Genomic DNA, 23,863 nt, shown 5'->3' on the forward strand with positions numbered 1-23,863 from the left:
GAACACAAACCAGCAATCCGCCAATCCGCTTGAGTTTCTTTAGAACGAGAGACTTCGTCGCCAGCAGCGCCGCCGCCCTCGTCAGTGAGTGGGCTTATAGAACCAACCCCTTTTCCAAGTCAACAGCGCTTTTCGAAAAAAATCATTTTTCTTTCAAATCATTGTTTTTACGGGTGAAATTTCGGACGGCGCTCGGATGCGGTCGTTTCCCGGATTCCGACCGGCCTGACAGAGCAGGAGAAGTGAACATTCTTCGACTTTTCGCGGGAAAGAACGCTCTTTCGTCTCCCGCGCCCCGACATGATCACAATCTGCTGGTCTTAAGAGACACATGATTCACACAGGCAAATGCGCGCAGACTGCCTTTCCGGGGCTGATTTGACTTCCATGCCCAAAATATGCACATCTTTCGCCCCAGCCAGGATGGCCAGGACATGCTCCCAGAGACATCAACTGTAAGGATGCGGACCCGACTGCCATGATGACGGAGAAAATGATGATCCGCTCGTTGGGCAACGAGCCTCCGCTTCTGGCCGACGGCAGGCGCGCGCCTGACAAGCGCGAGGTTTCCTTGCGCTGGCTCTCGGGCACGTTCCTCACCGGCATTACATCTTCCGTCCTGATGGGTGTCGCCCTGTTTGCCGCGCTTGATGGCCGCCAGCAGCTGGCGATCCCTGCCGAAGCCTATGCGAGTGCTGCCGCAGAGGCACATGAGGATACGACTGTCGTGCGCGGCGGCCGGCTGATCGCGCCCGCCATCGCCGCAAAGCCGTCCGACCGGGCGATCATGGAAGTTTCGACCGTTGTCCACGACGGCGAAAAAGAGGTCGTGCGCCGCCAGCCCTTCGCGCATGTGAAGATGACGCTGGCCGCCAACCATGTCGCGACCGAGGACTATCCCGATTTTGATCCGCTGGCGATCTTCTCTGCTGACGAGCCGCAGCCGGCCCCGCAAAGCCGCACCGGCGCGATTTACGGCTCCGACGTTGAATCCGAAGTCAGCCTGAAAACCATTGCCTTCCCGACCGGCAAGACCGGCATGAAGATGGCCTCCGGCCTGTCACTGGAGGAGGTCGAAGAAAATGTGCGCTCCAACGGTTCCGTGCTGACTGACGGCAACACGCAGCTCGCAGCGCTCTATTACGTCGACCCGCGACGTTTCTCTAACGAGGATGCCGATGTCGATCTGACCGCGGGTCTCTCCGCCCGCGTGCTCGAGCAGAATATGACGGTCTCCGCACCGGAATCGATCACACCGCAGACCGAAGAATTCGCCGACGACATCCTGCCGGTGCGCGCCGACGCACCAATCGCCAAGGCGCTGACAGATTCCGGCTACCCGCAGCAATATGCCGATGGCATTGCCGGCATCATCGCCCAGCAGTTGGGAGCCAGCGACCTGGAAAAAGGCGACGTACTGCGTATCGGCATCATCCAGAAGGGTGAACAGGCAAAGATCATTCGGGCGAGCGTCTATCGCGGCACCCGCCATCTGGTCACCGTGGCCGTCGACGACAAGGGCAAATATGTGCCCGGCAGCGAGCCGCCGATGCTGGATGCCGTCGCCACGGCCTTCGATGACAATTCCTTCGCCCCGGCGCCCGGGCAAAACCTGCCGCGCGTTTATGACGGCATCTTTCGCGCTGCCCTTTCCTACGGCATGACCAAGGATATGACCGCGCTGATCATCAAGCTGCTCGCCAGCAATGTCGATTTCCAGGCGCAGTTGCGACCGACGGATACGCTCGAGGCCTTCTTCTCCGTCGCCGACAGTGCTGGTCAGGCGACCGAGGATTCCGAACTGCTCTACGTCAACGCCCGTTTCGGCGATACGCAGACCCGCTTCTATCGTTTCCAGGATCCCGAGGACGGCACGGTCGATTATTTCGATGAGAACGGCAAGAGCATCCGCCAGTTCCTGCTGCGCAACCCGGTTCCGAACGGCATCTTCAAATCCGGCTTCGGCATGCGCCGGCACCCGATCCTCGGTTTCGCCCGCATGCATACCGGCGTCGATTGGGCCGCACCCCGCGGTACGGCGATCATCGCTGCCGGTAACGGTACGGTCGAGAAGGCTGGGTGGGATTCCGGTGGCTATGGCAACCAGACGATCATTCGCCATGCGAACGGTTATGAATCCTCCTACAATCACCAAAGCGCCATCGCCAAGGGCGTCGTGCCCGGCGCCAAGATTCGCCAGGGCCAGGTGATCGGCTGGGTCGGCACGACGGGCGAATCCACCGGCCCGCATCTGCATTACGAACTGATCGTCAACGGCACCAAGGTCGACCCCCTGCGCATTCGCCTGCCGGGCGGCAAATCCTTGCAGGGCGAGGCACTGGCAAAGTTCGAGGATGAGCGCAAGCGCATCGATACGCTGCTGAACAACCAGACACCGGATCAGGTGGCGAGCAAGTAATCGCCGTGGCGGCCGCCAGGCTGACGAACTGCCGGGGCGTCTCGGCCCAGAAAAAATGGCGGCCAAGGCCGCCATCTCTCATTCATCCGGCGGCTCAGGCTATGCCGCTTCGCTGACCGTCTGCCGGGTCCGGAACTGCAGCCGGTCCGACCCGTTTGTCACTTTGACCGTCGATCCATCCGGCACCTGACCGGACAGAATCTGCTCGGCCAGCGGATCCTGCACGAACTTCTGGATCACCCGCTTCAGCGGCCGTGCGCCGTAGACCGGATCATACCCCTTGTTCGCCAGCCAGTGGCGGGCTTCCTCATCGAGATCGATGACGATCTTGCGCTCCGACAGCAGGGCCACAAGCCGCTTCAGCTGGATATCGACGATCGCGCCCATCTCCTCGCGCTTCAAGCGATGGAAGAGGATGATCTCGTCGATACGGTTCAGGAACTCCGGCCGGAAATGCCCGCGCACGACCTCCATCACCTGTTCGCGAACCGTGTCGCTGTCGTCACCGTCCTTAAGCTGCGTCAGATATTCGGCGCCGAGGTTCGAAGTCATGATGACCATCGTGTTGCGGAAATCGACCGTGCGGCCCTGGCCGTCGGTCAGACGTCCGTCGTCCAGCACCTGCAGCAGGATGTTGAAGACGTCCGGATGCGCCTTCTCGATCTCGTCGAACAGCACGACCTGATAAGGTCTGCGGCGGACCGCCTCCGTCAGCGCTCCACCTTCGTCATAACCGACATAGCCGGGAGGCGCGCCAATCAGCCGGGCAACGGAGTGTTTCTCCATGTATTCCGACATATCCATGCGCACCATTGCGGTTTCGTCATCGAACAGGAAGCGGGCGAGCGCCTTGGTGAGCTCCGTCTTGCCGACGCCGGTCGGGCCGAGGAAAATGAACGAGCCGATCGGCCGGTTCGGATCCTGCAGGCCGGCGCGGGCGCGGCGGACCGCGCGCGACACGGCCTGAACCGCATCGCCCTGGCCGATCACCGATTTCGCGAGCTCGTCTTCCATCCGAAGCAGCTTGTCGCGTTCACCCTCCAGCATCTTGTCGACGGGGATGCCGGTCCAGCGGGAAACGACGTGGGCGATGTTGTCGGGGATCACCACCTCCTGAACCATCGCGCCACGCTCGCCATCCTGCTTCTCGGCGTCGACGAGCTGCTTTTCGAGGTCCGGAATGACACCATAGGTCAGCTCGCCGGCGCGCTGAAACTCACCCTTGCGCTGGGCAATCGCCAGCTCGTTGCGGGCGTCGTCAAGCTGCTTCTTGAGATCGGCGGCAAGGCCGAGCTTCTGCTTTTCCGCCTGCCAGCGGGCCGTCAGCGCATCGGCTTCCTCTTCAAGAGTGGTCAGTTCGGTCTCCAGCCGCTTCAGCCGGTCGGCGGACGCGACGTCGGTTTCCTTCTTCAGCGCCTCGCGCTCGATCTTCAGCTGGATGATGCGGCGGTCGAGCTCGTCGAGCTCCTCCGGCTTGGAATCCACCTGCATGCGCAGCCGCGCTGCCGCCTCATCCATCAGATCGATCGCCTTGTCGGGCAGGAAACGGTCGGTGATGTAGCGATTGGACAGCGTCGCGGCGGCGACAAGCGCCGCATCGGCGATGCGCACCTTGTGATGCTGCTCGTATTTTTCCTTGAGGCCGCGCAGGATCGAGATCGTATCTTCGACCGTCGGCTCGTCGACAACCACGGGCTGGAAGCGGCGGGCAAGCGCCGGATCTTTCTCGACATGTTTGCGATATTCGTCGAGCGTGGTCGCACCAACGCAATGCAGCTCGCCGCGGGCAAGCGCGGGCTTGAGAAGGTTGGAGGCATCCATCGCCCCATCGGCCTTGCCGGCGCCGACCAGCGTGTGCATCTCGTCGATGAACAGGATGATCTCGCCGTTTTCCGCCTGCACTTCGTTGAGCACGGCCTTCAGCCGCTCTTCGAATTCACCGCGATATTTCGCACCGGCAATCAGCGCGCCCATGTCGAGCGCCATCAGCTTCTTGTCCTTGAGCGATTCCGGCACGTCGCCATTGACGATGCGCAGCGCCAAACCTTCGACGATCGCCGTCTTGCCGACGCCCGGCTCGCCGATCAGCACCGGATTGTTCTTGGTGCGCCGCGACAGGACCTGGATGGTGCGGCGGATTTCGTCGTCGCGGCCGATCACCGGATCGAGCTTGCCCTCGCGGGCCTCACCGGTCAGATCACGCGCAAATTTCTTCAGGGAATCGAAGCCCTGCTCGGCGTTGGAGGAATCGGCCGTTCGACCCTTGCGGATATCGTTGATGACCTGGTTGAGCCCCTGGGCTGTGACGCCGGCATTCTTCAGCGTCGAATAGGTAGAGGCCGAGGATTCGATCGCCAGCGCCTGCAGAAGGCGTTCAACGGTGACGAAACTGTCTCCGGCCTTCTTCGCCGCCTCTTCGGCAGTCGAAAGCACCTTGGCAAGCGGCTGCGCCAGATAGATGTTGCCGTTGCCGCCGGAGATCTTCGGCAACTTGGCGAGTGCCGCGTCATTGGCAAGGCGAGCAGCCTTGGCATCACCGCCGGCGCGCTCGATCAGCGACGCCGCCATGCCCTGATCGTCATCGAGCAGGACTTTGAGGATATGCTCGGGCGAAAATTGCTGATGGCCCTGCGCCAGCGCATAGGTCTGCGCCGACTGGATGAAACCGCGCACCCGCTCCGAATATTTCTCGATATTCATACTCCACCTCCATGGATCGCCCTGCCCTCACGAGGCGCAGACCGATGATTGAGATCGACCCCCTGAAAAGGCAGGCCGCGCTTGGCCCATTTGATTTGGGCGAAGCAGTTCGAGGAGAATATGGTAGCCTGTTTCAGGAGTTTAAAGAGCCCGCAAAATGAAAATCCCCGGCACTGGGCCGGGGATTTTTAAGCAAATCCGGGCAGATCATGTGAATGTCCCGCCTCTTCCCGAAGGAGAGGCGAAATCCCTCACTCCGATGTGGCGTCCGCCAGAACAGGCGCCTCGGCGGAAGTGCCCTCGCCTTCCGAGGCCGCATCGCCTTCTGCGCCACGCCGCGGGCGACGGGGACGGTTGCCGGCGCTGCGGCGGCGGGGCTGGCGTTCGCGCGGCTGGCCGGCGGAACCTTCCTCATCCATCGCGACCTCGGCAGGAATGCCTTCGATCTCCGGCTGCGGCCCGGTTCCATCGATGACCTCGGGCTGAGCTGCCGCAGCGGGAGCCGGCTGCGGCTGTGCCTGCGGCTGGTGCTGCCGGCTCTGCGGCGGCTGGACGACGACGACATCATCGCCGTCATTGTCGTTGGCATCAATATCGTCACTGTCGCGATCCGCCGCGTCGCGGTCATTGTATTCGCCGCGATCGTCGCGCTGGAAACGCTCCTGCATCTGCGCCTGGGCGCTGGCGATGATCCGATTGTAGTGTTCGGCGTGCTGAAGATAGTTCTCGGCCATCACGCGGTCGCCGGAGCTCTGGGCGTCACGGGCAAGCTGCGCGTATTTCTCGGCAATATGCTGGGCAGTACCGCGAATTTTCACGTCGGGGCCGGAGCTGTCATAGGTCCGGGTCAGCGGATTGCCGCCCTTGCGGTTGAAATTGTTGTTATTGTTATTTCCACCGCCGCCATTGTTATTGTTGTTACCACGCCCTCGACCGCGCTTGTTTTGCTGTCCTGGCCTCATAGATCGTTCACCTGAATTCTCTGTTTGTGATGGATACATGGCACCAACCGCCATGACCGGAAAACCGGGTCAGGACCTTTGTGCCGCGAGCATACTGCGCCTCTGCGCCGACCTGCCGCTTGGTTCTCAAGTCAGTTTGACTGATTCACGCGTTGGGTCGTGTTCAACCGTTGAAACTCTCGTTTAAAAGAGCGGACCCCCGAGGCAAACCAAGTACCGAACGAATCTCGTTCATTCCTATCTGCCCAACACGTGTCCGCAACCTATATTGCTTCCCTGGGAAATCCAAGCCTTTTCTTCGCAATAACAATAATATCCCGTCCAATGCCGCAATTATCGCCTTTTACGCGAGCGCGAACATGAGCGCCCTGTCGTTCTGACCATAATCTTTCACGGATTTAAGGCACCTGAAGCCTTTCGCTTCGAAGATCGCCGTCACATCGTTTCGCTGATCGTAGCCGATTTCCAGTCCGAGAACCCCATCGGGCCTCATGAACCTTGCCGCATCCTTGGCTATCGCATGGTAGGCGTCAAGCCCATCCGGGCCGCCATCCAGAGCCGCAACCGGATCAAATTTCGTCACTTCGGGAGCGAGATCGTGAATGACATTGGAGGCAATATAGGGCGGATTTGAGACAATCGCGTGAAAGGAGCCCCGGATGTTCTCGAACCAACTCGACTGTACGGCCTGAAAGCGATCCTGCAATCCGTGTCTTTCTGCGTTTGATCTTGCCGTTCCAAGGGCATCCGCCGATATGTCGCTGCCGATACCTGACGCCTCAGGACATTCGCTCAAAAGCGCAAGGCATATCGCCCCGGTCCCGGTTCCGATATCAAGAATATGGAGATCGCCATGCGCCTTTGCAAGGTCCTTGAGATAGGCAAGCACCGTATCGACGAGGATTTCCGTATCCGGGCGTGGCTCCAGCGTTTCCGCCGAGAGCTGAAGCGGCAAACCGTAAAATTCCCGCTCGCCGAGAATGCGATGCACCGGCTCATGGCCGAGCCGGCGCTCGAGCGCCTTGGAAATCATCGCGATCTGGTCAGGAGAAAGTTTCTCGGCCGATCGCGTCAACAACTCGGTTGACGACTGCTTCAAGAGGCCTGCGACAAGCAGCCGCGCATCGGTTGCCGGATCGGCGATGCCTGCCTCCGTGAAGCGGCGGCGCGCTTCGGCAAGCATATCGGCGACCGTGGCACTCATAGCTGCTCGCCGAGCTGCGCCAGCTGGCTTGCCTGATAATCGGCCATCAGCGCATCGACGACCTCCTCGATCTCACCCTCCATCATCCGGTCGAGCTTATAGAGCGTCAGATTGATGCGATGGTCCGTCACGCGTCCCTGCGGAAAATTATAGGTGCGGATACGTTCCGAGCGATCTCCGGAGCCGACCTGGCTCTTGCGATCGGCCGAACGTTCGCTGTCGGCCCGTTGCCGCTCGGCATCGTAGAGCCTGGAACGCAGAACCTGCATCGCCTTGGCGCGGTTCTGGTGCTGCGATTTCTCAGAGCTGGTGACGACGATGCCGCTCGGCAGGTGGGTGATGCGCACCGCCGAGTCCGTCGTATTGACGTGCTGGCCGCCAGCACCCGAGGAGCGCATCGTGTCGATGCGGATATCTTCGGGCCGGATTTCGATGTCGATCTCTTCTGCCTCCGGCAGCACCGCCACCGTCGCGGCCGAGGTATGGATGCGGCCGCCCGCCTCGGTTTCCGGCACACGCTGCACGCGGTGGACGCCGGATTCGAATTTCAGCTTGGCAAAGACGCCGCGCCCGGTGATCGTCGCGATGATTTCCTTGTAGCCGCCGGCTTCGCCCTCGCTTGCCGAGAGCACCTCGACCTTCCAGCCCTTTTCGGCTGCGAAGCGCTCATACATGCGGAAGAGATCGCCGGCAAAAAGGGCTGCTTCCGAGCCGCCGGTGCCGGCGCGGATTTCCAGGATCGCGCTTTTTTCGTCCGCCGCATCCTTCGGCAGAAGCAGGATCTGCATTTCCTGTTCCAGCGCCTCGATCCGCTCCTTCACCTCGGGCAGTTCGAGTTCGGCAAGATCGCGCATCTCGCGATCTACTGTCTTGTCTTCGAGCAGTGTGTCGAGATCGGCAAGCTCGGCGACCGCCTTCTCGTAGGCGCGGATCTTCGTGACGACAGGCTGCAGCTCGGAATATTCGGATGCAAGCTTCACGTAGACGTCGGCGGCCGGGCCTGCCGACATGCGCGCTTCGATCTCATCGAAACGGCGTTCCAGCTCGCGCATCTTTTCAACGGGAAGCTTCGCCACCCTTCACTCCGATTCTTCTTAATGTATGCCTAAAGGGGAATATTGTGGCTCTCGGCGAAGCGGGCAAGCACCTCGCGCATCGGCACCGTGGCGCTGTTGTCATCCAGCACTTCATTCATCGCCTTCGCCAGCGCGTCGACATCGAGCCCGAGCAGCATCGCTTTCACCGGCCCGATCGAGGCCGGCGACATCGAAATCGAGCGGAAACCGATGCCGAGCAGCGCCATTGCCGAAAGCGGCTTGCCAGCCAGTTCGCCGCAAAGCGTTACCGGCGTCTTGTTCCGATCGGCGCCGCGCACGATGTCGCGCAGGATGCGCAAAAACGGTTTGCCCAGCGGATCGAAGCGATCCGACACGCGCGCATTGCCGCGGTCGACGGCCATCGCGAACTGGAAGAGGTCGTTCGAACCGACCGAAACGAAATCGACCGCCGCCATCAGCTCGTCGAGCTGCCACAGCAGCGCCGGCACCTCAAGCATCGCGCCGAATTGCAGCTTGCGCGGCAGCCCGTGGCCGAAGCGCGACAGATGCTGCACTTCCTTCTGCAGGAGCTCGCGCACCATCCTCAGCTCGGATACCTCGGTCACCATCGGCACCATCAGCTTCAGCTCGGTGTCGGCCGACGCCTTCAGCAGGGCGCGCAGCTGGGTGCGCAGCAACCCCGGCCGGTCGAGCGACAGCCGGATGGCGCGCCAACCGAGTGCGGGGTTTTCTTCCTCGTGGCCGCGGAAATAGGGCACGACCTTGTCCCCGCCGATATCGAGCGTGCGGAAGGTTACAACGCGGCCTGCCGCCTGTTTGATCACATTGCGGTAGAACTGTTCCTGCTCGTCCGCCTTCGGCATGGTGGAAGCGATCATGAATTGCAGCTCGGTGCGGAAGAGACCGATGCCCTCTGCACCCGATTCCGACAGCTGCGGCAGATCGACCAGAAGCCCGGCATTCATCATCAGCGAAATCCGCTGGCCGTCCTTGGTGACCGGCTCGATGGCCCGCAGCGCCCGGAACTGTTCCTGCCGCCTGGCGCGGAAGCGCACCTTTTCCTCATAGGAACGGCGATGATCGGCCATCGGCCGCAGATGCACATGCCCCTCGTCGGCGTCGATGATCACGGCATCGCCGTTCTCGGCGAGCGCCACCACGCCCGCCGCCTGGCCAATGACTGGAATGCCCATGGCGCGCGCGACGATCACCACATGGCTCGTCACCGCCCCTTCTTCCAGCACCAGCCCGCGCACATTGGCGCGCGGATAATCGAGCAGTTCCGCCGCCCCCATGGCGCGCGCCAGAATGATCGCGTCGTTGGGAAAACCTTCGGCCGTCGTCCGGCCGGTATAACCCGTCAGCTGTCGGAGCAGCCGGTTCGCCAGATCTTCGAAATCATGCATGCGTTCGCGCAGATAAGGGTCGGTCAACCGCATCATCCGCGCCTTGGTGTCGCTCTGCACCTTCTCGACCGCCGCTTCCGCTGTCAGGCCGTTGCGAATCGCCTCCTCGAGCTTGCGCACCCAGCCCTGGTCATGCGCAAACATCCGGTAGGTTTCGAGCACCTCGCGATGCTCGCCTTCCATCGAGACGTCGCGACGCGACAGCATGTCGTCGATCGAGATCCTGAGCGAACCCATGGCTTCCGCCAGCCGCCGGATCTCCTTCTCCGCATCCTCATTCAGCAGGTTGGTGACGACGATGCGCGGCTCGTGCAATACGACGTAACCGAGGCCGATGCCGTCATTATAGGTATCGCCGTCGATCGTCACCGAACGCGTCAGGTCGAGTTCGAGGCCCGGCTTGGTAATCTTCTTCAGTTCGCCGGTGGCGATCATTTCGGCGAGCACCATCGCCGTCGTTTCGAGCGCTTCCACCTCCTCGTCGCGATAGTTGCGGCTCGCCTTGTTCTGCACGACGAGAACGCCAAGTGAGCGCCCGGTCCTCAAGATCGGCACGCCGAGGAAGGAATGGTAGATTTCTTCACCCGTCTCCGGCAGGTAGCGGAACGCCGGGTGCGACTGTGCGTCGGAAAGGTTGAGCGGCTGCGCTGAAGCCGCGATCGTGCCGACGAGGCCCTGCCCCATCTTCAGCTGCGCCAGGTGCACGGCCTCGCGGTTGAGGCCTTCGGTCGCGTAGAGCTCAAGCACGCCGTCGGCGCGCAGCACGTAGACGGAGCAAACCTCCGCCACCATGTTGCTGGCGATCTGGCGGACGATCCGGTCGAGACGATCCTGCGGCTCCAGCGGCTCTGCCATCAACTCGCGCAGCCGCCTGAGCAGCACGCGCGGACCGCCGGAAAGGTCTCTCATGACGTCTCAAGCTCCCGAAACAAGGCACTCTGTCCCGGCCGGCCTGCCTTCGTCTCCTCAACCTGAAGGGGCAGGCCGCCCGCTGGGAATCAATTCTTATCCAGACCGTAGCAGGAATGCAAAGTCCTGACAGCGAGTTCTGCATAGGGACCGTCGATCAGGATGGAAATCTTGATCTCGGAGGTGGTGATCGCCTTGATGTTGATGCCTTTTTCGGCAAGTGCACGAAACGCAGTCGCTGCCACGCCGGCATGGCTGCGCATGCCGATGCCAATGACCGAGACTTTCACCAGCCCCGATTCGTTTTGCACGACGTCGTAGCCGATCTTCTCCTTATGGTCGCCGAGCACCTTGATCGCCTTCTCGACGTCGCCCGACGGCACGGTGAAGGTCATGTCGGTCTTCGATCCGTCCTCGGAAATATTCTGGACGATCATGTCGACATTGATATGGGATTCGGCAAGCGGCCCGAAGATCGCGGCGGAGACGCCCGGCCGGTCGGCAAGACGGCGAAGCGAGATCTGAGCCTCATCCTTGGCATAGGCGATGCCGGTGACTACTTCCTGTTCCACGATTTCATCCTCGTCACAAATCAGCGTTCCGGGCGGGTTCAACAGATCGCCCATGCCCGGAGCATCGGGATCTTCGAAAGACGAGCGCACGAAGGTACGCACCTTGTGCACCATGGCAAGCTCGACCGAGCGCACCTGCAGCACCTTGGCGCCGAGCGAGGCCATCTCGAGCATTTCTTCGAAAGCGATCTTCTTCAGCCTGCGCGCCTGCGGCACGATGCGCGGATCGGTCGTGTAGACGCCGTCGACATCGGTATAAATATCGCAGCGATCCGCTTTGACAGCGGCCGCGATGGCGACAGCCGATGTATCCGACCCGCCGCGCCCGAGTGTCGCAATGCGGTTGTCGGGTCCCAATCCCTGGAAACCGGCGATGACGGCAACCTGCCCCTCGCCCATGCGCTTGATGATGTCGGAACCGTCGATATCGAGAATGCGCGCCGCGCCATGGGCGTTGTCGGTGCGGATCGGGATCTGCCATCCCTGCCAGGAGCGCGCATTGATATCCATCGCCTGCAGCGCGATGGCGAGCAGCCCCGATGTTACCTGCTCGCCGGAGGCGACGACTGCGTCATATTCCCGCGCATCGTAAAACGGAGAGTTGGCGCCGATCACCTTCGGCGTGCCCTGCACCCAACCGACCAACTCGTTGGTCTTGCCGGACATAGCCGAAACGACCACCGCCACCTCGTGGCCGGCATCGACTTCGCGTTTCACGTGGCGGGCAACGTTCTTGATGCGGTCTAGGTCAGCGACGGACGTGCCGCCGAATTTCATTACGATGCGTGCCATATGCCTCTACCACGACTGGCGCCGGAAAACGGAAACCCGCACCCGGCATCACGAAAGCTCTGGGGCGGACCGCTTGGCGAAAGAGCCGAGTTACAATTTCTGGAACCGCTCTAAAAGCCCAGGCCTGTAAGGCCCCAAGTTGCGGCGTCTCTTAGCGAGTTTGGCCGGGGGAGGCAAGCGCGTGCGATAAAAGCAGTTGCCGGGCTGCTCCACGCCTGCCGGCCTCCTGCTCCGCGCCCCTTGACTTATGCTGCCGATCATCCGACTTCACATCTGACGAACGAAGGAGCGGACGATGACGGAAGGCGCCAGAAGCACGATCGACCAGGGCGAAGTGGACCGCTTCTCGGCGATGGCGGCGGAATGGTGGAGCCCGACCGGCAAGTTCAAACCGCTGCACAGGTTCAATCCCGTCCGCCTCGCCTATCTAAGAGACAAGGCTTGCGCGAATTTCGGCCGCGATCCGAAAAGCCCTCGGCCGCTCGAGGGTCTGCGCGTGCTCGATATCGGCTGCGGCGGCGGCCTGTTGTCCGAACCGGTCGCCCGCATGGGCGCCTCCGTCGTCGGTGCGGACCCCTCCGAGAAGAATATCGGCATCGCCTCGACCCATGCGAAAGCCTCCGGCGTCCCGGTCGACTATCGCGCCGTCACCGCCGAGGAGCTCGCCGAGGCCGGCGAGACCTTCGATATCGTTCTGAACATGGAAGTGGTCGAACACGTCGCCGATGTCGAGTTCTTCATGACGACCTGCGCGAAGATGGTCCGCCCCGGCGGCCTGCTCTTCGTTGCCACCATCAATCGGACGATGAAGGCGGCAGCGCTTGCCATCTTCGCCGCCGAGAACATCCTGCGCTGGCTGCCGCGCGGCACCCATCAATATGAAAAGCTGGTGCGTCCGGAAGAACTGGAAAAGCCGCTTGCCGCAAGCGGCCTCGAGATAACCGACCGCACCGGCGTCTTCTTCAATCCACTGTCGAACCAGTGGAACCTATCGAGAGATATGGACGTGAACTACATGCTGCTGGGGAAGCGGCCGGCTTGATTTCGCACTCATAAGCCGGCTACATTTCGGCGAGCCAAACCGCATCGGCTGACTATTAGTGCACATCCTCCGGCAGAACCGGAATAGCCGCGATCTCTATGCCTTCTTCCACCAGCGCTTGCGCCTCGTCGAGCGTCGCCTGGCCGATGATGCCGCGGGCATCCGCTTCGCCATAATGGATCTTGCGGGCCTCCTCTGGGAACTTTGTACCGACATCCTCGGAATTGGCTTTAACGGCGGCGACGGCCTCTTTTAGTTTTTGCAGGGCCTCCTGCCGCATTGCATCCATCGCCAGCGTCTGCCTCTCGTCCTTCTTGCGCGCCGTCGCTACCGACGGCGCCATCAGAAGTTTGGAGACGGCGGCGGACTGGCAGACCGGGCAGGTCAGGAAACCGGTCGCGACCTGACGGTCGAAGTCGGCGCTTTCCGAAAACCAGCCTTCGAATTCATGGGCATTGTCGCAGGTGAGGGAATAGCGGATCAAGCGGCGACGCCTCCTGCGACTGCCCCCGCAATCTTCTCGACCGAGAATTCCCGGCCGTTCCTCAGGTTCGGGATCTTGTCATGCGCAGCCTTGACCGCGCCGGGATCGATCTCGGCGAGAATGACCGCCTCTCCGGTGGCGCCGGCGGAGGCCAGCACCGTGCCCCAGGGATCGATGATCATCGAATGGCCGAAGGTCTCGCGCCCGTCCTCGTGCCGGCCGGCCTGCGCCGCGGCGATGACGAAGACACCGTTCTCGATCGCGCGGGCGCGCAGCAGTATCTCCCAATGCGCTTCCCCCGTCTGCCGGGCGAAGGAGGACGGAACCGTCATCACCTCGGCGCCGGCAACGGCCTGAGCTCGGAAAAGCGCGGGAAAGCGCACGTCGTAGCAGATCGCGAAACCCATTTCGGCAAAAGGCAGCGACAGGACGCGCGCCTCCGAGCCCGCCGTATAGGCCGCACTTTCACGCCAGCTTTCGCCATTGTCGAGGTCGACGTCGAACATATGGATCTTGTCGTAGCGATTGAGAATCCTGCCGTCGGGACCGAACAGGAAACCGCGATTGGCGATCTTGCCGTCGGAAAGCGCGATCGCCGTCGAGCCGACATGCATGTGAATTCCGAACTCCCTGGCAAGCTCGGAGCCGGTCTTGACGATGACGTCATGCGCCTCGTCTGTGAGCACGGCGCGTGCCGCGGCCCGGTCGCGCTGCAGGATGCCGGTCATCTCGGGCGTCTGCACATAGATCGCGCCTTGGGCGGCAGCCTCGCGCACCAGCCTTGCCATGGCGGCGGCATTCTTGACCGGATCGACCCCGGAGCACATCTGGATGGCGGCAGCCTTGAAACTCATCGGTTCGTCCTCACGCCGCCAGCATTGGATCGAGCTTGCCGGCACGGTCGAGCGCAAAGAGATCGTCGCAGCCGCCGACATGTTCGGCGCCGATAAAGATCTGCGGGAAGGTGGTCCGTCCGTTCGATTTGCCGATCATCTCCTGGCGAAGGTCCGGGGAATAGGTCGCGTCGTGCTCGACGTAGTCGACGCCCTTTTCTTCAAGAAGGGACTTGGCGCGGCTGCAATAGCCGCAGAACTGCCGTGTATAGATCGTGACGGGTACCATGATATCTCCAGACGGATGCCGGGTATTTCTGTCATATAGGCTCGGAGAGAGCCCTTGCAAAGGTCAAAACCGTGATCTCGGCCGCGCCCGCCTTGCGCAGCGTCCGGCTTGCGGCGGCAACCGTCGCCCCTGTCGTATAAACGTCGTCGATAAGGACGATGCGCTTGCCGAAAATGTCGTTTTCGCGACCCTTGGCAATCGCGAAAGCGCCTCTGACATTGTCCTCGCGCGCCTTGGCGCCGAGGCCGACCTGCTGGCTGGTACGTTTGACGCGGACAAGGGTGGCGGCAAGCAGCGGTTTGCCGGAAAGCCTTGCCATATGGCGGGCAAGCTCGGCAGCCTGGTTGAACTTGCGGGTCAGCATGCGCGTGCGGTGCAGCGGCACCGGAATCAGCGCATCGCAGCTTTCGACCGTCCCATCGGAAGCGCGCAACATCCATCCGGCCATCATCGGCGCCAGATCGGTGCGATCGCGATATTTAAGCCCATGCACGAGGTCGCGGACCGCGTGGTCGTGGGTCGCCGCCGACCGCAGCCGGTCGAAAGGCGGCGGATTGGCGATTGCCTCGGCGCTGAGAATGCCGGCGCCGAGATCGTGCGAGAAGGGAATGCCGAGCACCTCGCAATAGGGCCGTTCGATAAAGCGGATGCCGGCCCAGCATTTCGCGCAGAGCCCGCGATGGCCGCCGGTGGAAACGCCGCAGACCGAACAGGCCGGCGGATAGAGAAAATCGGCAAGTGCCGAAAACGGCCGCAAGAGCTGCGTCCGCAGGAACTCCGCCGGTCTTTCGAAATCGATCGGTCGCATGCCGCTGAGATTAGCCGGTTCTCTTCGAAAGGAAAATCGCCTTGCAGCGTCAGCGACGCCGGGGCTGCAGCGCCGCGCGTCTGAAAAGACGGACAAGGAAGCTGCAACGCTTTCGGTGGCTGCATAGTCCCTGAAATCGATTCCGATTTCAGGAATTATGCAGTAAGGACATCGCATGGAAACGATCTTCGACAGAGCCCTGATCGCCGCACATCGCCATCGCGCGCTTGTCAACAACGACCCGAAAGCCGCCTTCCTACTGGACATCGCGGCAGAGGAAATGGCCGAGAGGCTGGCGGTCGTTGAACGGCGCTTCGAAACCGCCGTCGAATTGCATGGCACGACCGGGGCGGCGGCCCGCGCGGCAATGGCGACGGGCAAGATCGGCAAGATGATCCGCGTCGAGAGCGAGAAGGCTTATGCGGCCTCAAGCGAAAGCTTTATCGAAGCGCCGCTCGAGGACGTGCCTCTCGATCCGCAATCGGCCAACCTCATTCTGGCGCCGCTCAGCCTGCACCTGACCAATGACACACCGGGTGTTTTCATCCAGATTCGCCGCGCCCTGAAACCGGACGGTCTGTTCCTGGCGGGCATTCCCGGCGCCGGCACGCTGCAGGAACTGCGCGACGCGCTCTTGACCGCCGAAGTCGAAATGACCGGCGGCGCCAGCCCGCGCGTCATCCCCTTTGCCGATGTGCGCGATGTCGGAAGTCTCATGCAGCGCGCCGGCTTCACCCTGCCGGTGATCGACGCTGAGACCTATACGGTACGATATGATTCTCTGTTTCCGCTGATGCGCGATCTCCGGGCCATGGGCATGAGCAATCCGCTCGCGGCCCGCGGCCGCATGCCCCTGACCCGCACCTTCTTCCTGCGCGCAGCAGAGATCTATGCCGAGCGCTATTCCGATCCCGACGGACGCATTCGCGCGACCTTTTCGATCATCTATGTCTCCGGATGGGCGGCTCACGAGAGCCAGCAGAAGCCGCTCCAGCCGGGCTCGGCCAAGGCACGCCTTGCCGATGCGCTGAAAGTGGACGAGCACAAGCTCAGGCAATAGCGTAGACGGCCGTCTGTTTAATTGACGGTGATATTGTTGCTGACAACGCTGAAGACGTTCTGCAGGCTGCCGGTAAAGAAGCCGAGACCCGAGACCAGCGCCGTGCAGATGACGGCGGCGATCAGCCCGTATTCGACCGCCGTTGCACCCGTGCCGTCCGCAAAAAATGCTTTCAAAAGACGCATTACCCCAACCTTTGCGTGAATCGACTGCAATGACTAATTGCCGGCCATCGGGCGATGGCCGGCATTTTCAGCAACCGGCGCCGACGCCGTATCCCTCGACGACGCAGACCGAGCCGGGCGTCTCCTGCAGGACGCTGCGGCGAATCGTATAGCGCTTGCCGCCTTCGTTCTTCGGGATCGATCCTGTGGTGATCGTGTCGAAATCCACCGGCGCGCTGGCAAAGACGCTTTTCTTCGAGGAATCGGCAAGCATCGGCGTCAGGATCAGTGTCAGGGCGACCACCGCCGTGCCAAAGAGAAGGGCGATATTGAGCGCACCCGTCCTGCGCGAGGCAGACGAAGCCCGTTCCTTTTCCCGGACAGCTTTCCAGAAATCATCGTCCATGAGGTCAAGCCTTTTAAATACGCACGTCAGATGCTTGATTGAGGCCGATCTTTGGCAGAAGGTGTTAAACGATCCATTAATATCCACAGCCGAAAACGGCGTGGGACAATAATAATCAGCTAACGCTAATACATGTCGACTGGAAGGGCGCAGCAGTTCCTGGAGAACGACATGCAATGAAATAAGAATTTAAAGCGCGTCGCGCGCATTAAGTTCAACAAGACGCGCTCTAAAGTAAATCCTGCAGCATCGGGATGAGCGGCTCGTCGGCCGGCGGCATCGGGTAATCCCGAAGCGCCTGCGCACGCACCCATTTCAAGGCCTGCCCCTCGCGGCCTTGTGCAATGCCATCATAGCGCCGGCAGATGTAAAGCGGCATCAACAGGTGGAACGTCTCGTAGGAATGGCTGGCGAAAGTCAGCGGCGCGAGGCAGGCGATCTTCGTCTTGATGCCAAGCTCTTCCTCGAGCTCGCGCACCAGTGTTTCCTCCGGCGTCTCGCCGGGCTCGACCTTGCCGCCGGGAAACTCCCACAGCCCGGCAAGCGATTTTCCCTCGGGACGCTGTGCCAATAGAATACGCCCGTCGGCATCGATCAGCGCACAGGCGGCGACCAGCAATATCTTCCGGCCATTGCACTGTATGAGAGGTTCGCTCATCGCGGCTCCCGCTGCCAATAACAATAATGATAGGCGTCGCGAAAACCGAGGCGCTCGTAAAGTGCTATCGCCGGGCGGTTGGAAATCTTGACCTGCAGCCAGGCCGATCGGGCGCTGCGCATGCGTGCCCAGCGCAGCGCCGAAGTCAGGATTTCGGTGCCTAGTCCTTCGCGTCGCCGCGGTTCGCAGACCGAAAGCGACATGATGCCGGCAAGATCGTTGTCCTGGACGCAGAGCACGGTCGCAAGCGGGCCGTCCACCGCATTTTCAATCATGAAGAGGCCCGACGGCGGCTTGATCGCGGAAATGATCTCCGCAAGTGCCGGCTTCAGCGTCAAAGGCGCTCCATCGACGGCAAGGTTGGCATCGACGAAACGGCCGACGTCGTGGGTCGGCAGATGATCGAGCGTATCCGGCAGCGCAGCCTCGGTGAGATCACAGGTCATCACCACCGTTTCGTCGAACTGCGTCCAGTTCTGCGCGCCGAGAAGCTCGATCAAGACAGGCGACGCGAGCGGCGTCTGCCGGACGACGGCGGCGCGACCATAGGCTTCGAACTTGCGGCTCGCCTTTTCCAGGCGGATCTCGACGTCGCGATGGTCCGACGGATCGAGCGGCACGATGGAATTCAGCCGGTTGGACGGGTGGCCGGCCGTCAACCGGACCTGCCAACTGCCGTCATATTGCACGGATGCCGCCGGCCAGGCGCGAAAACCGACAGCCTCCAGCCTGCGGACCAGCGGCAAATTCTGCGAGGAAATAGATGCCTGCTCCAACGAACGATCAGCTCCGATAGTCGCCATTGATCGCAACATATTCCTTGGTGAGGTCGCAGGTCCAGACGGTTGCCGAACCGGTGCCGAGGCCGATATCGACTTTGACGGGGATATCCTGCGCCTTCATCACATTCGAGGCGGCTTGCTCGGAATAGTCGGGGTCGCGCTCGCCGTTGACGGCGACCCTGACGTCGCCGAACCAGATGGCGAGCCGGTCGCGGTCGGCCATCTCGCCTGATTTGCCGACAGCCATGACGATCCGGCCCCAATTGGCGTCTTCGCCGGCAGCCGCCGTCTTGACCAGCGGCGAATTGGCGATCGACAGCGCGATACGCTTGGCGGCGGCATCGCTCTCGGCGCCGGTCACGGTGATTTCGAGCATCTTGGTGGCGCCCTCGCCGTCGCGCACCACTTGCAGCGACAGATCCTTCAGCACTTCGTTGAGAGCGGCCCGGAAGGCCGCAAGGCGCGGATCATCGGCGCGTTCGATGCGGGCCTGGCCGTCTTCGGTCGCGGCACCCGTCGCAAACAGCATCAGCGTGTCGGAGGTGGAGGTGTCGCTGTCGACGGTCATGGAATTGAAGGTCGGGCCGACGCCATCGGACAGCAGCGCCTGCAGCGCGGCCGGCGCGATGTCCGCATCGGTCACGACGAAGGAGAGCATCGTCGCCATGTCGGGCGCAATCATGCCCGCGCCCTTGGCAATGCCGTTGATCGTCACGGCAACACCGCCGATCTCGGCGCTGCGCGTCGATACTTTCGGATAGGTGTCGGTCGTCATGATCGCCTTGGCGGCCTCGAGCCAGAAATCGCCAGTGGCCTCGGCCTGCATCCGCTCCAGGACGCCTGAGAATTTGGTGGCGTCGAGCGGTTCGCCGATGACGCCGGTCGAGGCCAGATAGACCTCGTTCTCGCCGCAGCCGACGGCCGCCGCGGCCGATTTCGCCGTCAGCGCGGTCGCCTGGCGGCCCTTCATGCCGGTAAAGGCATTGGCATTGCCGGAATTGACGACGACGGCGCGCGCAACGCCATGCGGCAGGTTGGCACGGCAGAAATCGACCGGTGCCGACGGGCATTTGGAGCGGGTGAAAACACCGGCGACGGCGGCCGGCTTGTCGAAGACCATCATCAGCACGTCGGTGCGGTTCTTGTACTTGATGCCGGCGGAAGCCGTCGCCATGCGCACGCCGCGCAGCGCAGGCATGGAAACGAAGGATTTCGGAGCAAGCGGAGAAACAGAACCGGACATAATGAAACCTGCCAATGGAAGATAATGAAGGGCCCGGAAGAACCGGGCCCGATGCGAATATTACTGCTGCGGCGCCGGCTGGGCGGGCTCGCTGCCCGGTTCCGGCTGCTTGTTGGCCTGATCATAACCCTTGCGCAGTGTCTCGTCCGAGATCTCGATCTTGGCGGACGTCTTGGCCTGGTTGAGGAGTGCAAGATACTTGTCGCGCATGACGAGCTGACGAACCTGATCCTGCACCTGATCGAAAGGCGGCGGCGGAGCGTCGCGCTTGTCCTCGACCTTGATGACATGATAGCCGAAGTCGGTCTTCACAGGGGTCTTGGAATAGGCGCCCTTCTCGAGCGCGAAGGCTGCGTCCTCGAATTCCTTGACCATGCGGCCGCGTGAGAAATAGCCGAGATCGCCGCCTTCCGACTTGTTCGGATCGGTGGATTTTTCCTTGGCGAGTTCGGCGAAATCCTTGCCGGCGTCGAGCTGCTTGATGATTTCCTTGGCTTCGTCCTCGGTCTTGACGAGGATATGGCGCGCGTGGACTTCCTCCTGCTTCGGCAGGGCTGCGACTTCCTTGTCGTAGCGCGCCTTGACCTCGTCAGGCGTCACGGTGTCGACGACATGCTTCTTGAAATAGGCGTTGTGCAGCTCGCGATCGGAAAGATACTGCATGCGCTTCTTGAATTCGTCGGTCTGGTCGAGCTTCTCGGCGATGGCGTCGGCGGCAAGCAGCTTCACGTCGATGGCGGCGGACAGGGCTGCGACCTTCTTCTGGTCGTCGGGCAGCTGCGCCAGCTGCGGATCGAGATTGGCGACGGCAAGATCGAGTTCCGACTGGTGGATTTCCAGATTGCCGACCTTGGCGACGACGGCGTCCTCTGCATGGGCCGGAGCCTGGAATGCAACGAAGGTCGCAAACGCCAGCAGGGCGAATTTATTGGTGCTCAACATCAAATAACCCTTCACAGTTACATCGCCGGCGTCAGCATCGCCTATTCCAGCTCAAAATAGCCATCAACACCGGATTGTGGCCTTTCTGTATCCGCCAAATCCGTTGACATCATTCGACCCCCCTCTTATCTGTCACGCAACCTCGCGTCCAGAACAGTTTCCGGGCGTTTCAAGGCGTGCGCCTGATTTTCGGCTGGGCCGCGGACAAGAAACGTCGCGGATGAATATTGAGAAAGGACCAGTCACATGGTCAGCTTTGGCGGTATAGCCCGCAAGTTATTTGGGTCGTCCAATGATCGCCGCGTGCGGTCCTTCCAGCCGAACGTCACCGCGATCAACTCCATCGAAGAGAAGACGAAGGCCCTGACGGACGAGCAGCTCGCGGCAAAGACCGCGGAGTTCCGCGCACTTCTCGCCGAAGGCAAGACGCTCGACGACATCCTGATTCCCGCCTTTGCCGTCGTGCGCGAGGCTTCGCGCCGCGTTCTCGGCCTGCGACCTTTTGACGTACAGCTGATCGGCGGCATGATCCTGCACTCGAATGCGATCGCCGAGATGAAGACCGGCGAAGGCAAGACCCTGGTCGCCACCCTGCCTGTCTATCTGAACGCGCTTTCCGGCAAGGGCGTGCACGTCGTCACCGTCAACGATTATCTCGCCCAGCGCGACGCCGCCACCATGGGCCGCGTCTACGGCTTCCTCGGCATGACCACGGGCGTCATCGTCCACGGCCTCTCCGACGAGGAGCGCCGCGCCGCCTATGCCTGCGACATCACCTACGCCACCAATAACGAACTCGGCTTCGATTATCTGCGCGATAATATGAAGTACGAGAAGAACCAGATGGTTCAGCGCGGCCATAATTTCGCGATCGTCGACGAAGTGGACTCGATCCTCGTCGACGAGGCGCGCACGCCGCTGATCATTTCCGGCCCGCTCGACGACCGCTCCGAACTCTACAATACGATCGACGCCTTCATTCCGCTGCTCGTCCCCAGCGATTACGAAATCGACGAGAAGCAGCGCTCCGCCAACTTCTCCGAAGAAGGCACCGAGAAGCTGGAAAACCTGCTGCGCCAGGCCGGCCTCCTGAAGGGCAACGCGCTCTACGACATCGAGAACGTCGCGATCGTCCACCACATCAACAATGCGCTGAAGGCCCACAAGCTCTTCCAGCGCGACAAGGACTATATCGTCCGCAACGACGAAGTCGTCATCATCGACGAGTTCACCGGCCGCATGATGCCGGGCCGGCGTTATTCGGAAGGCCAGCACCAGGCGCTCGAAGCCAAGGAAAAGGTGCAGATCCAGCCGGAAAACCAGACGCTGGCTTCGATCACCTTCCAGAATTATTTCCGCATGTACGACAAGCTCGCCGGCATGACCGGCACGGCGCAGACGGAAGCGGAAGAATTCGGCAATATCTACAATCTCGACGTCATCGAGGTTCCGACCAACCTGCCGATCAAGCGCATCGACGAGGACGACGAGGTCTACCGGACCTTCGACGAGAAGTTCAAGGCGATCATCGAGGAAATCCTCGACGCCCACAAACGCGGCCAGCCGGTGCTCGTCGGCACGACCTCGATCGAGAAGTCGGAACTCCTTGCCGACCGCATGCGCAAGCAGGGCTTCACCGACTTCCAGGTGCTGAACGCCCGATACCACGAGCAGGAAGCCTATATCGTCGCCCAGGCCGGCGTGCCGGGCGCCGTCACGATCGCCACAAACATGGCTGGCCGCGGCACCGACATCCAGCTCGGCGGCAACCTGGAGATGCGCATCGAGCGCGAGCTCGGCGAGATCGAAGCCGGTCCGGAGCGTGATGCCCGGATCCAGGCGATCGTCGAAGAGATCAAGGAACTCAAGCAGAAGGCGCTCGCCGCCGGCGGCCTCTATGTCATCGCCACCGAACGCCATGAAAGCCGCCGCATCGACAACCAGCTGCGCGGCCGCTCGGGCCGCCAGGGCGACCCCGGCCGTTCGAAATTCTACCTTTCGCTTCAGGACGACCTGATGCGCATCTTCGGCTCCGACCGCATGGACAGCATGCTGACCAAGCTCGGCCTCAAGGAGGGCGAGGCGATCGTCCATCCCTGGATCAACAAGGCGCTGGAGCGTGCGCAGAAGAAGGTCGAAGCCCGCAACTTCGATATCCGCAAGAACCTGCTGAAGTATGACGACGTTCTCAACGATCAGCGCAAGGTGATCTTCGAGCAGCGTCTCGAACTGATGGAATCGACCAATATTTCCGAGACCGTCTCCGACATGCGCCGAGAGGTGATCGAGGATCTGGTAGAAAAGCATATCCCCGAACGCGCCTATGCCGAACAGTGGGATGCCGTCGGCCTAAAGACCGGCGTCACAAATATCCTGAATCTCGATCTGCCGATCGAGGATTGGTTCAAGGAGGAAGGCATCGGCGAGGACGATATTCGCGAGCGCCTGACGGAAGCCGCCAATGCCGCCTTTACTGAGAAGGCCGAGCGTTTCGGCGACGACATCATGCATTATGTCGAGCGCTCGATCGTCATGCAGACACTCGATCATCTCTGGCGCGAGCATATCGTCAACCTCGATCACCTGCGCTCGGTCATCGGCTTCCGCGGCTACGCTCAGCGCGATCCGTTGCAGGAATACAAGTCTGAAGCTTTCGAACTCTTCACCGGCCTCCTTAACAATCTGCGCGAGGCCGTCACCGCCCAGCTGATGCGCGTCGAACTGGTGCAGCAGGCGCCGGCCGAACCAGAACCGCCGCTGATGCAGGCCCATCACCTCGATCCGATGACGGGTGAGGACGATTTCGCTCCGATCTACCAGGCCTCCGAGGTGATCGTCGCGCCCGAGAACCGCAATCCCGAGGATCCCACGACCTGGGGCAAGGTCGGCCGCAACGAGGCCTGCCCCTGCGGCTCAGGCAAGAAATACAAGCACTGCCACGGGGCCTTCGAACAGGTCTGAGGCCAATACGACAACTCTGAAAATGCCGCCTTCGGGCGGCATTTTCTTTTCTGCGGCAACGCCGGGCAGCTGCAATTCCAGGCCCGCGGCCAGGGCCGTTCCGGAACCGTTTCTTAACCCTGCTCTGTCAAGACTTCGGGGACGATTTGCCTGACCTCAGAGTTTTGCG

At 61.6% G+C, this 23,863-nt stretch carries 21 protein-coding genes; 5 read left to right on the forward strand and 16 right to left on the reverse strand.

Annotated features, from left to right (window positions below; genetic code table 11):
* On the forward strand, positions 1 to 335 hold a 335-nt coding region (locus EFD56_RS32910; RefSeq protein WP_206513410.1), incomplete at its 5' end, for a hypothetical protein.
* A 143-nt stretch (positions 336 to 478) separates the two neighbouring features.
* Entirely contained in the window at positions 479 to 2,419 is a 1,941-nt protein-coding gene (locus EFD56_RS05590; protein ID WP_126904914.1) for a M23 family metallopeptidase, read from the forward strand.
* Between the two features lie 99 nt (positions 2,420 to 2,518).
* Here EFD56_RS05590 and clpB read toward each other — a convergent pair whose 3' ends face one another.
* From clpB to EFD56_RS05620, 6 genes are all read right to left on the reverse strand, one after another.
* Positions 2,519 to 5,119, reverse strand: coding sequence for an ATP-dependent chaperone ClpB (gene clpB / locus EFD56_RS05595; protein WP_004671816.1), 2,601 nt, complete (start codon positions 5,117 to 5,119; stop codon positions 2,519 to 2,521).
* Between the two features lie 251 nt (positions 5,120 to 5,370).
* Positions 5,371 to 6,081 (reverse strand): DUF4167 domain-containing protein, encoded by a 711-nt coding sequence (locus tag EFD56_RS05600; RefSeq protein ID WP_126904915.1) that lies wholly within the window; start codon positions 6,079 to 6,081, stop codon positions 5,371 to 5,373.
* Positions 6,082 to 6,424: 343 nt separating this feature from the next.
* Complete coding sequence (gene prmC / locus EFD56_RS05605) at positions 6,425 to 7,285, reverse strand: peptide chain release factor N(5)-glutamine methyltransferase (protein WP_037114104.1); 861 nt, start codon at positions 7,283 to 7,285, stop codon at positions 6,425 to 6,427.
* Entirely contained in the window at positions 7,282 to 8,361 is a 1,080-nt protein-coding gene (prfA, locus tag EFD56_RS05610) for a peptide chain release factor 1 (protein ID WP_085743333.1), read from the reverse strand. The genes prmC and prfA overlap by 4 nt, the downstream gene beginning before the upstream one ends.
* A gap of 29 nt (positions 8,362 to 8,390) precedes the next feature.
* On the reverse strand, positions 8,391 to 10,658 hold the full coding sequence (gene ptsP / locus EFD56_RS05615; protein ID WP_004671809.1) for a phosphoenolpyruvate--protein phosphotransferase: 2,268 nt from the start codon (positions 10,656 to 10,658) through the stop codon (positions 8,391 to 8,393).
* 89 nt (positions 10,659 to 10,747) lie between these two features.
* The gene (locus EFD56_RS05620) at positions 10,748 to 12,022 is read right to left on the reverse strand and encodes an aspartate kinase (protein ID WP_004671807.1); all 1,275 of its coding nucleotides are present in this window, start codon (positions 12,020 to 12,022) and stop codon (positions 10,748 to 10,750) included.
* Positions 12,023 to 12,317: 295 nt separating this feature from the next.
* Between EFD56_RS05620 and ubiG the strand changes: the two genes are divergently transcribed.
* On the forward strand, positions 12,318 to 13,064 hold the full coding sequence (gene ubiG / locus EFD56_RS05625) for a bifunctional 2-polyprenyl-6-hydroxyphenol methylase/3-demethylubiquinol 3-O-methyltransferase UbiG (RefSeq protein WP_085743334.1): 747 nt from the start codon (positions 12,318 to 12,320) through the stop codon (positions 13,062 to 13,064).
* A 55-nt stretch (positions 13,065 to 13,119) separates the two neighbouring features.
* Here the strand turns inward: ubiG and EFD56_RS05630 are convergent, their stop codons facing one another.
* From EFD56_RS05630 to EFD56_RS05645, 4 genes are read right to left on the reverse strand one after another with little or no spacing between them, the layout of a single operon-like run.
* On the reverse strand, positions 13,120 to 13,548 hold the full coding sequence (locus EFD56_RS05630; RefSeq protein ID WP_004671803.1) for a DUF1178 family protein: 429 nt from the start codon (positions 13,546 to 13,548) through the stop codon (positions 13,120 to 13,122).
* Positions 13,545 to 14,402 (reverse strand): carbon-nitrogen hydrolase family protein, encoded by an 858-nt coding sequence (locus tag EFD56_RS05635; RefSeq protein ID WP_064828532.1) that lies wholly within the window; start codon positions 14,400 to 14,402, stop codon positions 13,545 to 13,547. Before EFD56_RS05635 ends, EFD56_RS05630 begins: the two co-directional genes overlap by 4 nt.
* Positions 14,403 to 14,412: 10 nt before the next feature.
* On the reverse strand, positions 14,413 to 14,670 hold the full coding sequence (gene grxC / locus EFD56_RS05640) for a glutaredoxin 3 (RefSeq protein ID WP_010002303.1): 258 nt from the start codon (positions 14,668 to 14,670) through the stop codon (positions 14,413 to 14,415).
* Positions 14,671 to 14,701: 31 nt separating this feature from the next.
* Positions 14,702 to 15,478 (reverse strand): ComF family protein, encoded by a 777-nt coding sequence (locus tag EFD56_RS05645; protein ID WP_064828533.1) that lies wholly within the window; start codon positions 15,476 to 15,478, stop codon positions 14,702 to 14,704.
* Between the two features lie 175 nt (positions 15,479 to 15,653).
* Between EFD56_RS05645 and EFD56_RS05650 the strand changes: the two genes are divergently transcribed.
* Positions 15,654 to 16,538 (forward strand): methyltransferase domain-containing protein, encoded by an 885-nt coding sequence (locus EFD56_RS05650; RefSeq protein WP_004671796.1) that lies wholly within the window; start codon positions 15,654 to 15,656, stop codon positions 16,536 to 16,538.
* 17 nt (positions 16,539 to 16,555) lie between these two features.
* Here the strand turns inward: EFD56_RS05650 and EFD56_RS05655 are convergent, their stop codons facing one another.
* The 6 genes from EFD56_RS05655 to EFD56_RS05680 all read right to left on the reverse strand — a co-directional run bounded on the left by EFD56_RS05655 (position 16,556) and on the right by EFD56_RS05680 (position 20,733).
* Positions 16,556 to 16,723 (reverse strand): Flp family type IVb pilin, encoded by a 168-nt coding sequence (locus EFD56_RS05655; RefSeq protein ID WP_004671794.1) that lies wholly within the window; start codon positions 16,721 to 16,723, stop codon positions 16,556 to 16,558.
* 67 nt (positions 16,724 to 16,790) lie between these two features.
* The gene (locus EFD56_RS05660) at positions 16,791 to 17,108 is read right to left on the reverse strand and encodes a hypothetical protein (protein WP_004671792.1); all 318 of its coding nucleotides are present in this window, start codon (positions 17,106 to 17,108) and stop codon (positions 16,791 to 16,793) included.
* Positions 17,109 to 17,337: 229 nt separating this feature from the next.
* Complete coding sequence (mutT, locus tag EFD56_RS05665; RefSeq protein WP_126904916.1) at positions 17,338 to 17,766, reverse strand: 8-oxo-dGTP diphosphatase MutT; 429 nt, start codon at positions 17,764 to 17,766, stop codon at positions 17,338 to 17,340.
* The gene (locus tag EFD56_RS05670) at positions 17,763 to 18,569 is read right to left on the reverse strand and encodes a GNAT family N-acetyltransferase (RefSeq protein ID WP_126904917.1); all 807 of its coding nucleotides are present in this window, start codon (positions 18,567 to 18,569) and stop codon (positions 17,763 to 17,765) included. The genes mutT and EFD56_RS05670 overlap by 4 nt, the downstream gene beginning before the upstream one ends.
* Complete coding sequence (gene argJ / locus EFD56_RS05675; protein WP_126904918.1) at positions 18,550 to 19,791, reverse strand: bifunctional glutamate N-acetyltransferase/amino-acid acetyltransferase ArgJ; 1,242 nt, start codon at positions 19,789 to 19,791, stop codon at positions 18,550 to 18,552. Before argJ ends, EFD56_RS05670 begins: the two co-directional genes overlap by 20 nt.
* A 60-nt stretch (positions 19,792 to 19,851) precedes the next feature.
* Entirely contained in the window at positions 19,852 to 20,733 is an 882-nt protein-coding gene (locus tag EFD56_RS05680; RefSeq protein ID WP_004671783.1) for a peptidylprolyl isomerase, read from the reverse strand.
* Positions 20,734 to 20,979: 246 nt separating this feature from the next.
* On the opposite strand from EFD56_RS05680, the gene secA reads away from it, so the two are divergent.
* The gene (secA, locus tag EFD56_RS05685; protein WP_126904919.1) at positions 20,980 to 23,694 is read left to right on the forward strand and encodes a preprotein translocase subunit SecA; all 2,715 of its coding nucleotides are present in this window, start codon (positions 20,980 to 20,982) and stop codon (positions 23,692 to 23,694) included.
* Positions 23,695 to 23,863 lie beyond the last annotated feature (169 nt).

Source organism: Rhizobium phaseoli, from assembly GCF_003985125.1.
GTDB classification, from domain to species: Bacteria; Pseudomonadota; Alphaproteobacteria; order Rhizobiales; family Rhizobiaceae; genus Rhizobium; species Rhizobium phaseoli.

Bases quoted from the DNA above. Each gene is read 5' to 3' on its own strand.
- EFD56_RS05590 (WP_126904914.1), top strand. From the start codon at position 479: ATGATGACGGAGAAAATGATGATCCGCTCGTTGGGCAACGAGCCTCCG.
- clpB (WP_004671816.1), bottom strand. From the start codon at position 5,119: ATGAATATCGAGAAATATTCGGAGCGGGTGCGCGGTTTCATCCAGTCG.
- EFD56_RS05600 (WP_126904915.1), bottom strand. From the start codon at position 6,081: ATGAGGCCAGGACAGCAAAACAAGCGCGGTCGAGGGCGTGGTAACAAC.
- prmC (WP_037114104.1), bottom strand. From the start codon at position 7,285: ATGAGTGCCACGGTCGCCGATATGCTTGCCGAAGCGCGCCGCCGCTTC.
- ptsP (WP_004671809.1), bottom strand. From the start codon at position 10,658: ATGAGAGACCTTTCCGGCGGTCCGCGCGTGCTGCTCAGGCGGCTGCGC.
- EFD56_RS05620 (WP_004671807.1), bottom strand. From the start codon at position 12,022: ATGGCACGCATCGTAATGAAATTCGGCGGCACGTCCGTCGCTGACCTA.
- ubiG (WP_085743334.1), top strand. From the start codon at position 12,318: ATGACGGAAGGCGCCAGAAGCACGATCGACCAGGGCGAAGTGGACCGC.
- EFD56_RS05635 (WP_064828532.1), bottom strand. From the start codon at position 14,402: ATGAGTTTCAAGGCTGCCGCCATCCAGATGTGCTCCGGGGTCGATCCG.
- grxC (WP_010002303.1), bottom strand. From the start codon at position 14,670: ATGGTACCCGTCACGATCTATACACGGCAGTTCTGCGGCTATTGCAGC.
- EFD56_RS05645 (WP_064828533.1), bottom strand. From the start codon at position 15,478: ATGCGACCGATCGATTTCGAAAGACCGGCGGAGTTCCTGCGGACGCAG.
- EFD56_RS05650 (WP_004671796.1), top strand. From the start codon at position 15,654: ATGGAAACGATCTTCGACAGAGCCCTGATCGCCGCACATCGCCATCGC.
- EFD56_RS05655 (WP_004671794.1), bottom strand. From the start codon at position 16,723: ATGCGTCTTTTGAAAGCATTTTTTGCGGACGGCACGGGTGCAACGGCG.
- EFD56_RS05660 (WP_004671792.1), bottom strand. From the start codon at position 17,108: ATGGACGATGATTTCTGGAAAGCTGTCCGGGAAAAGGAACGGGCTTCG.
- mutT (WP_126904916.1), bottom strand. From the start codon at position 17,766: ATGAGCGAACCTCTCATACAGTGCAATGGCCGGAAGATATTGCTGGTC.
- EFD56_RS05670 (WP_126904917.1), bottom strand. From the start codon at position 18,569: ATGGCGACTATCGGAGCTGATCGTTCGTTGGAGCAGGCATCTATTTCC.
- argJ (WP_126904918.1), bottom strand. From the start codon at position 19,791: ATGTCCGGTTCTGTTTCTCCGCTTGCTCCGAAATCCTTCGTTTCCATG.
- EFD56_RS05680 (WP_004671783.1), bottom strand. From the start codon at position 20,733: ATGTTGAGCACCAATAAATTCGCCCTGCTGGCGTTTGCGACCTTCGTT.
- secA (WP_126904919.1), top strand. From the start codon at position 20,980: ATGGTCAGCTTTGGCGGTATAGCCCGCAAGTTATTTGGGTCGTCCAAT.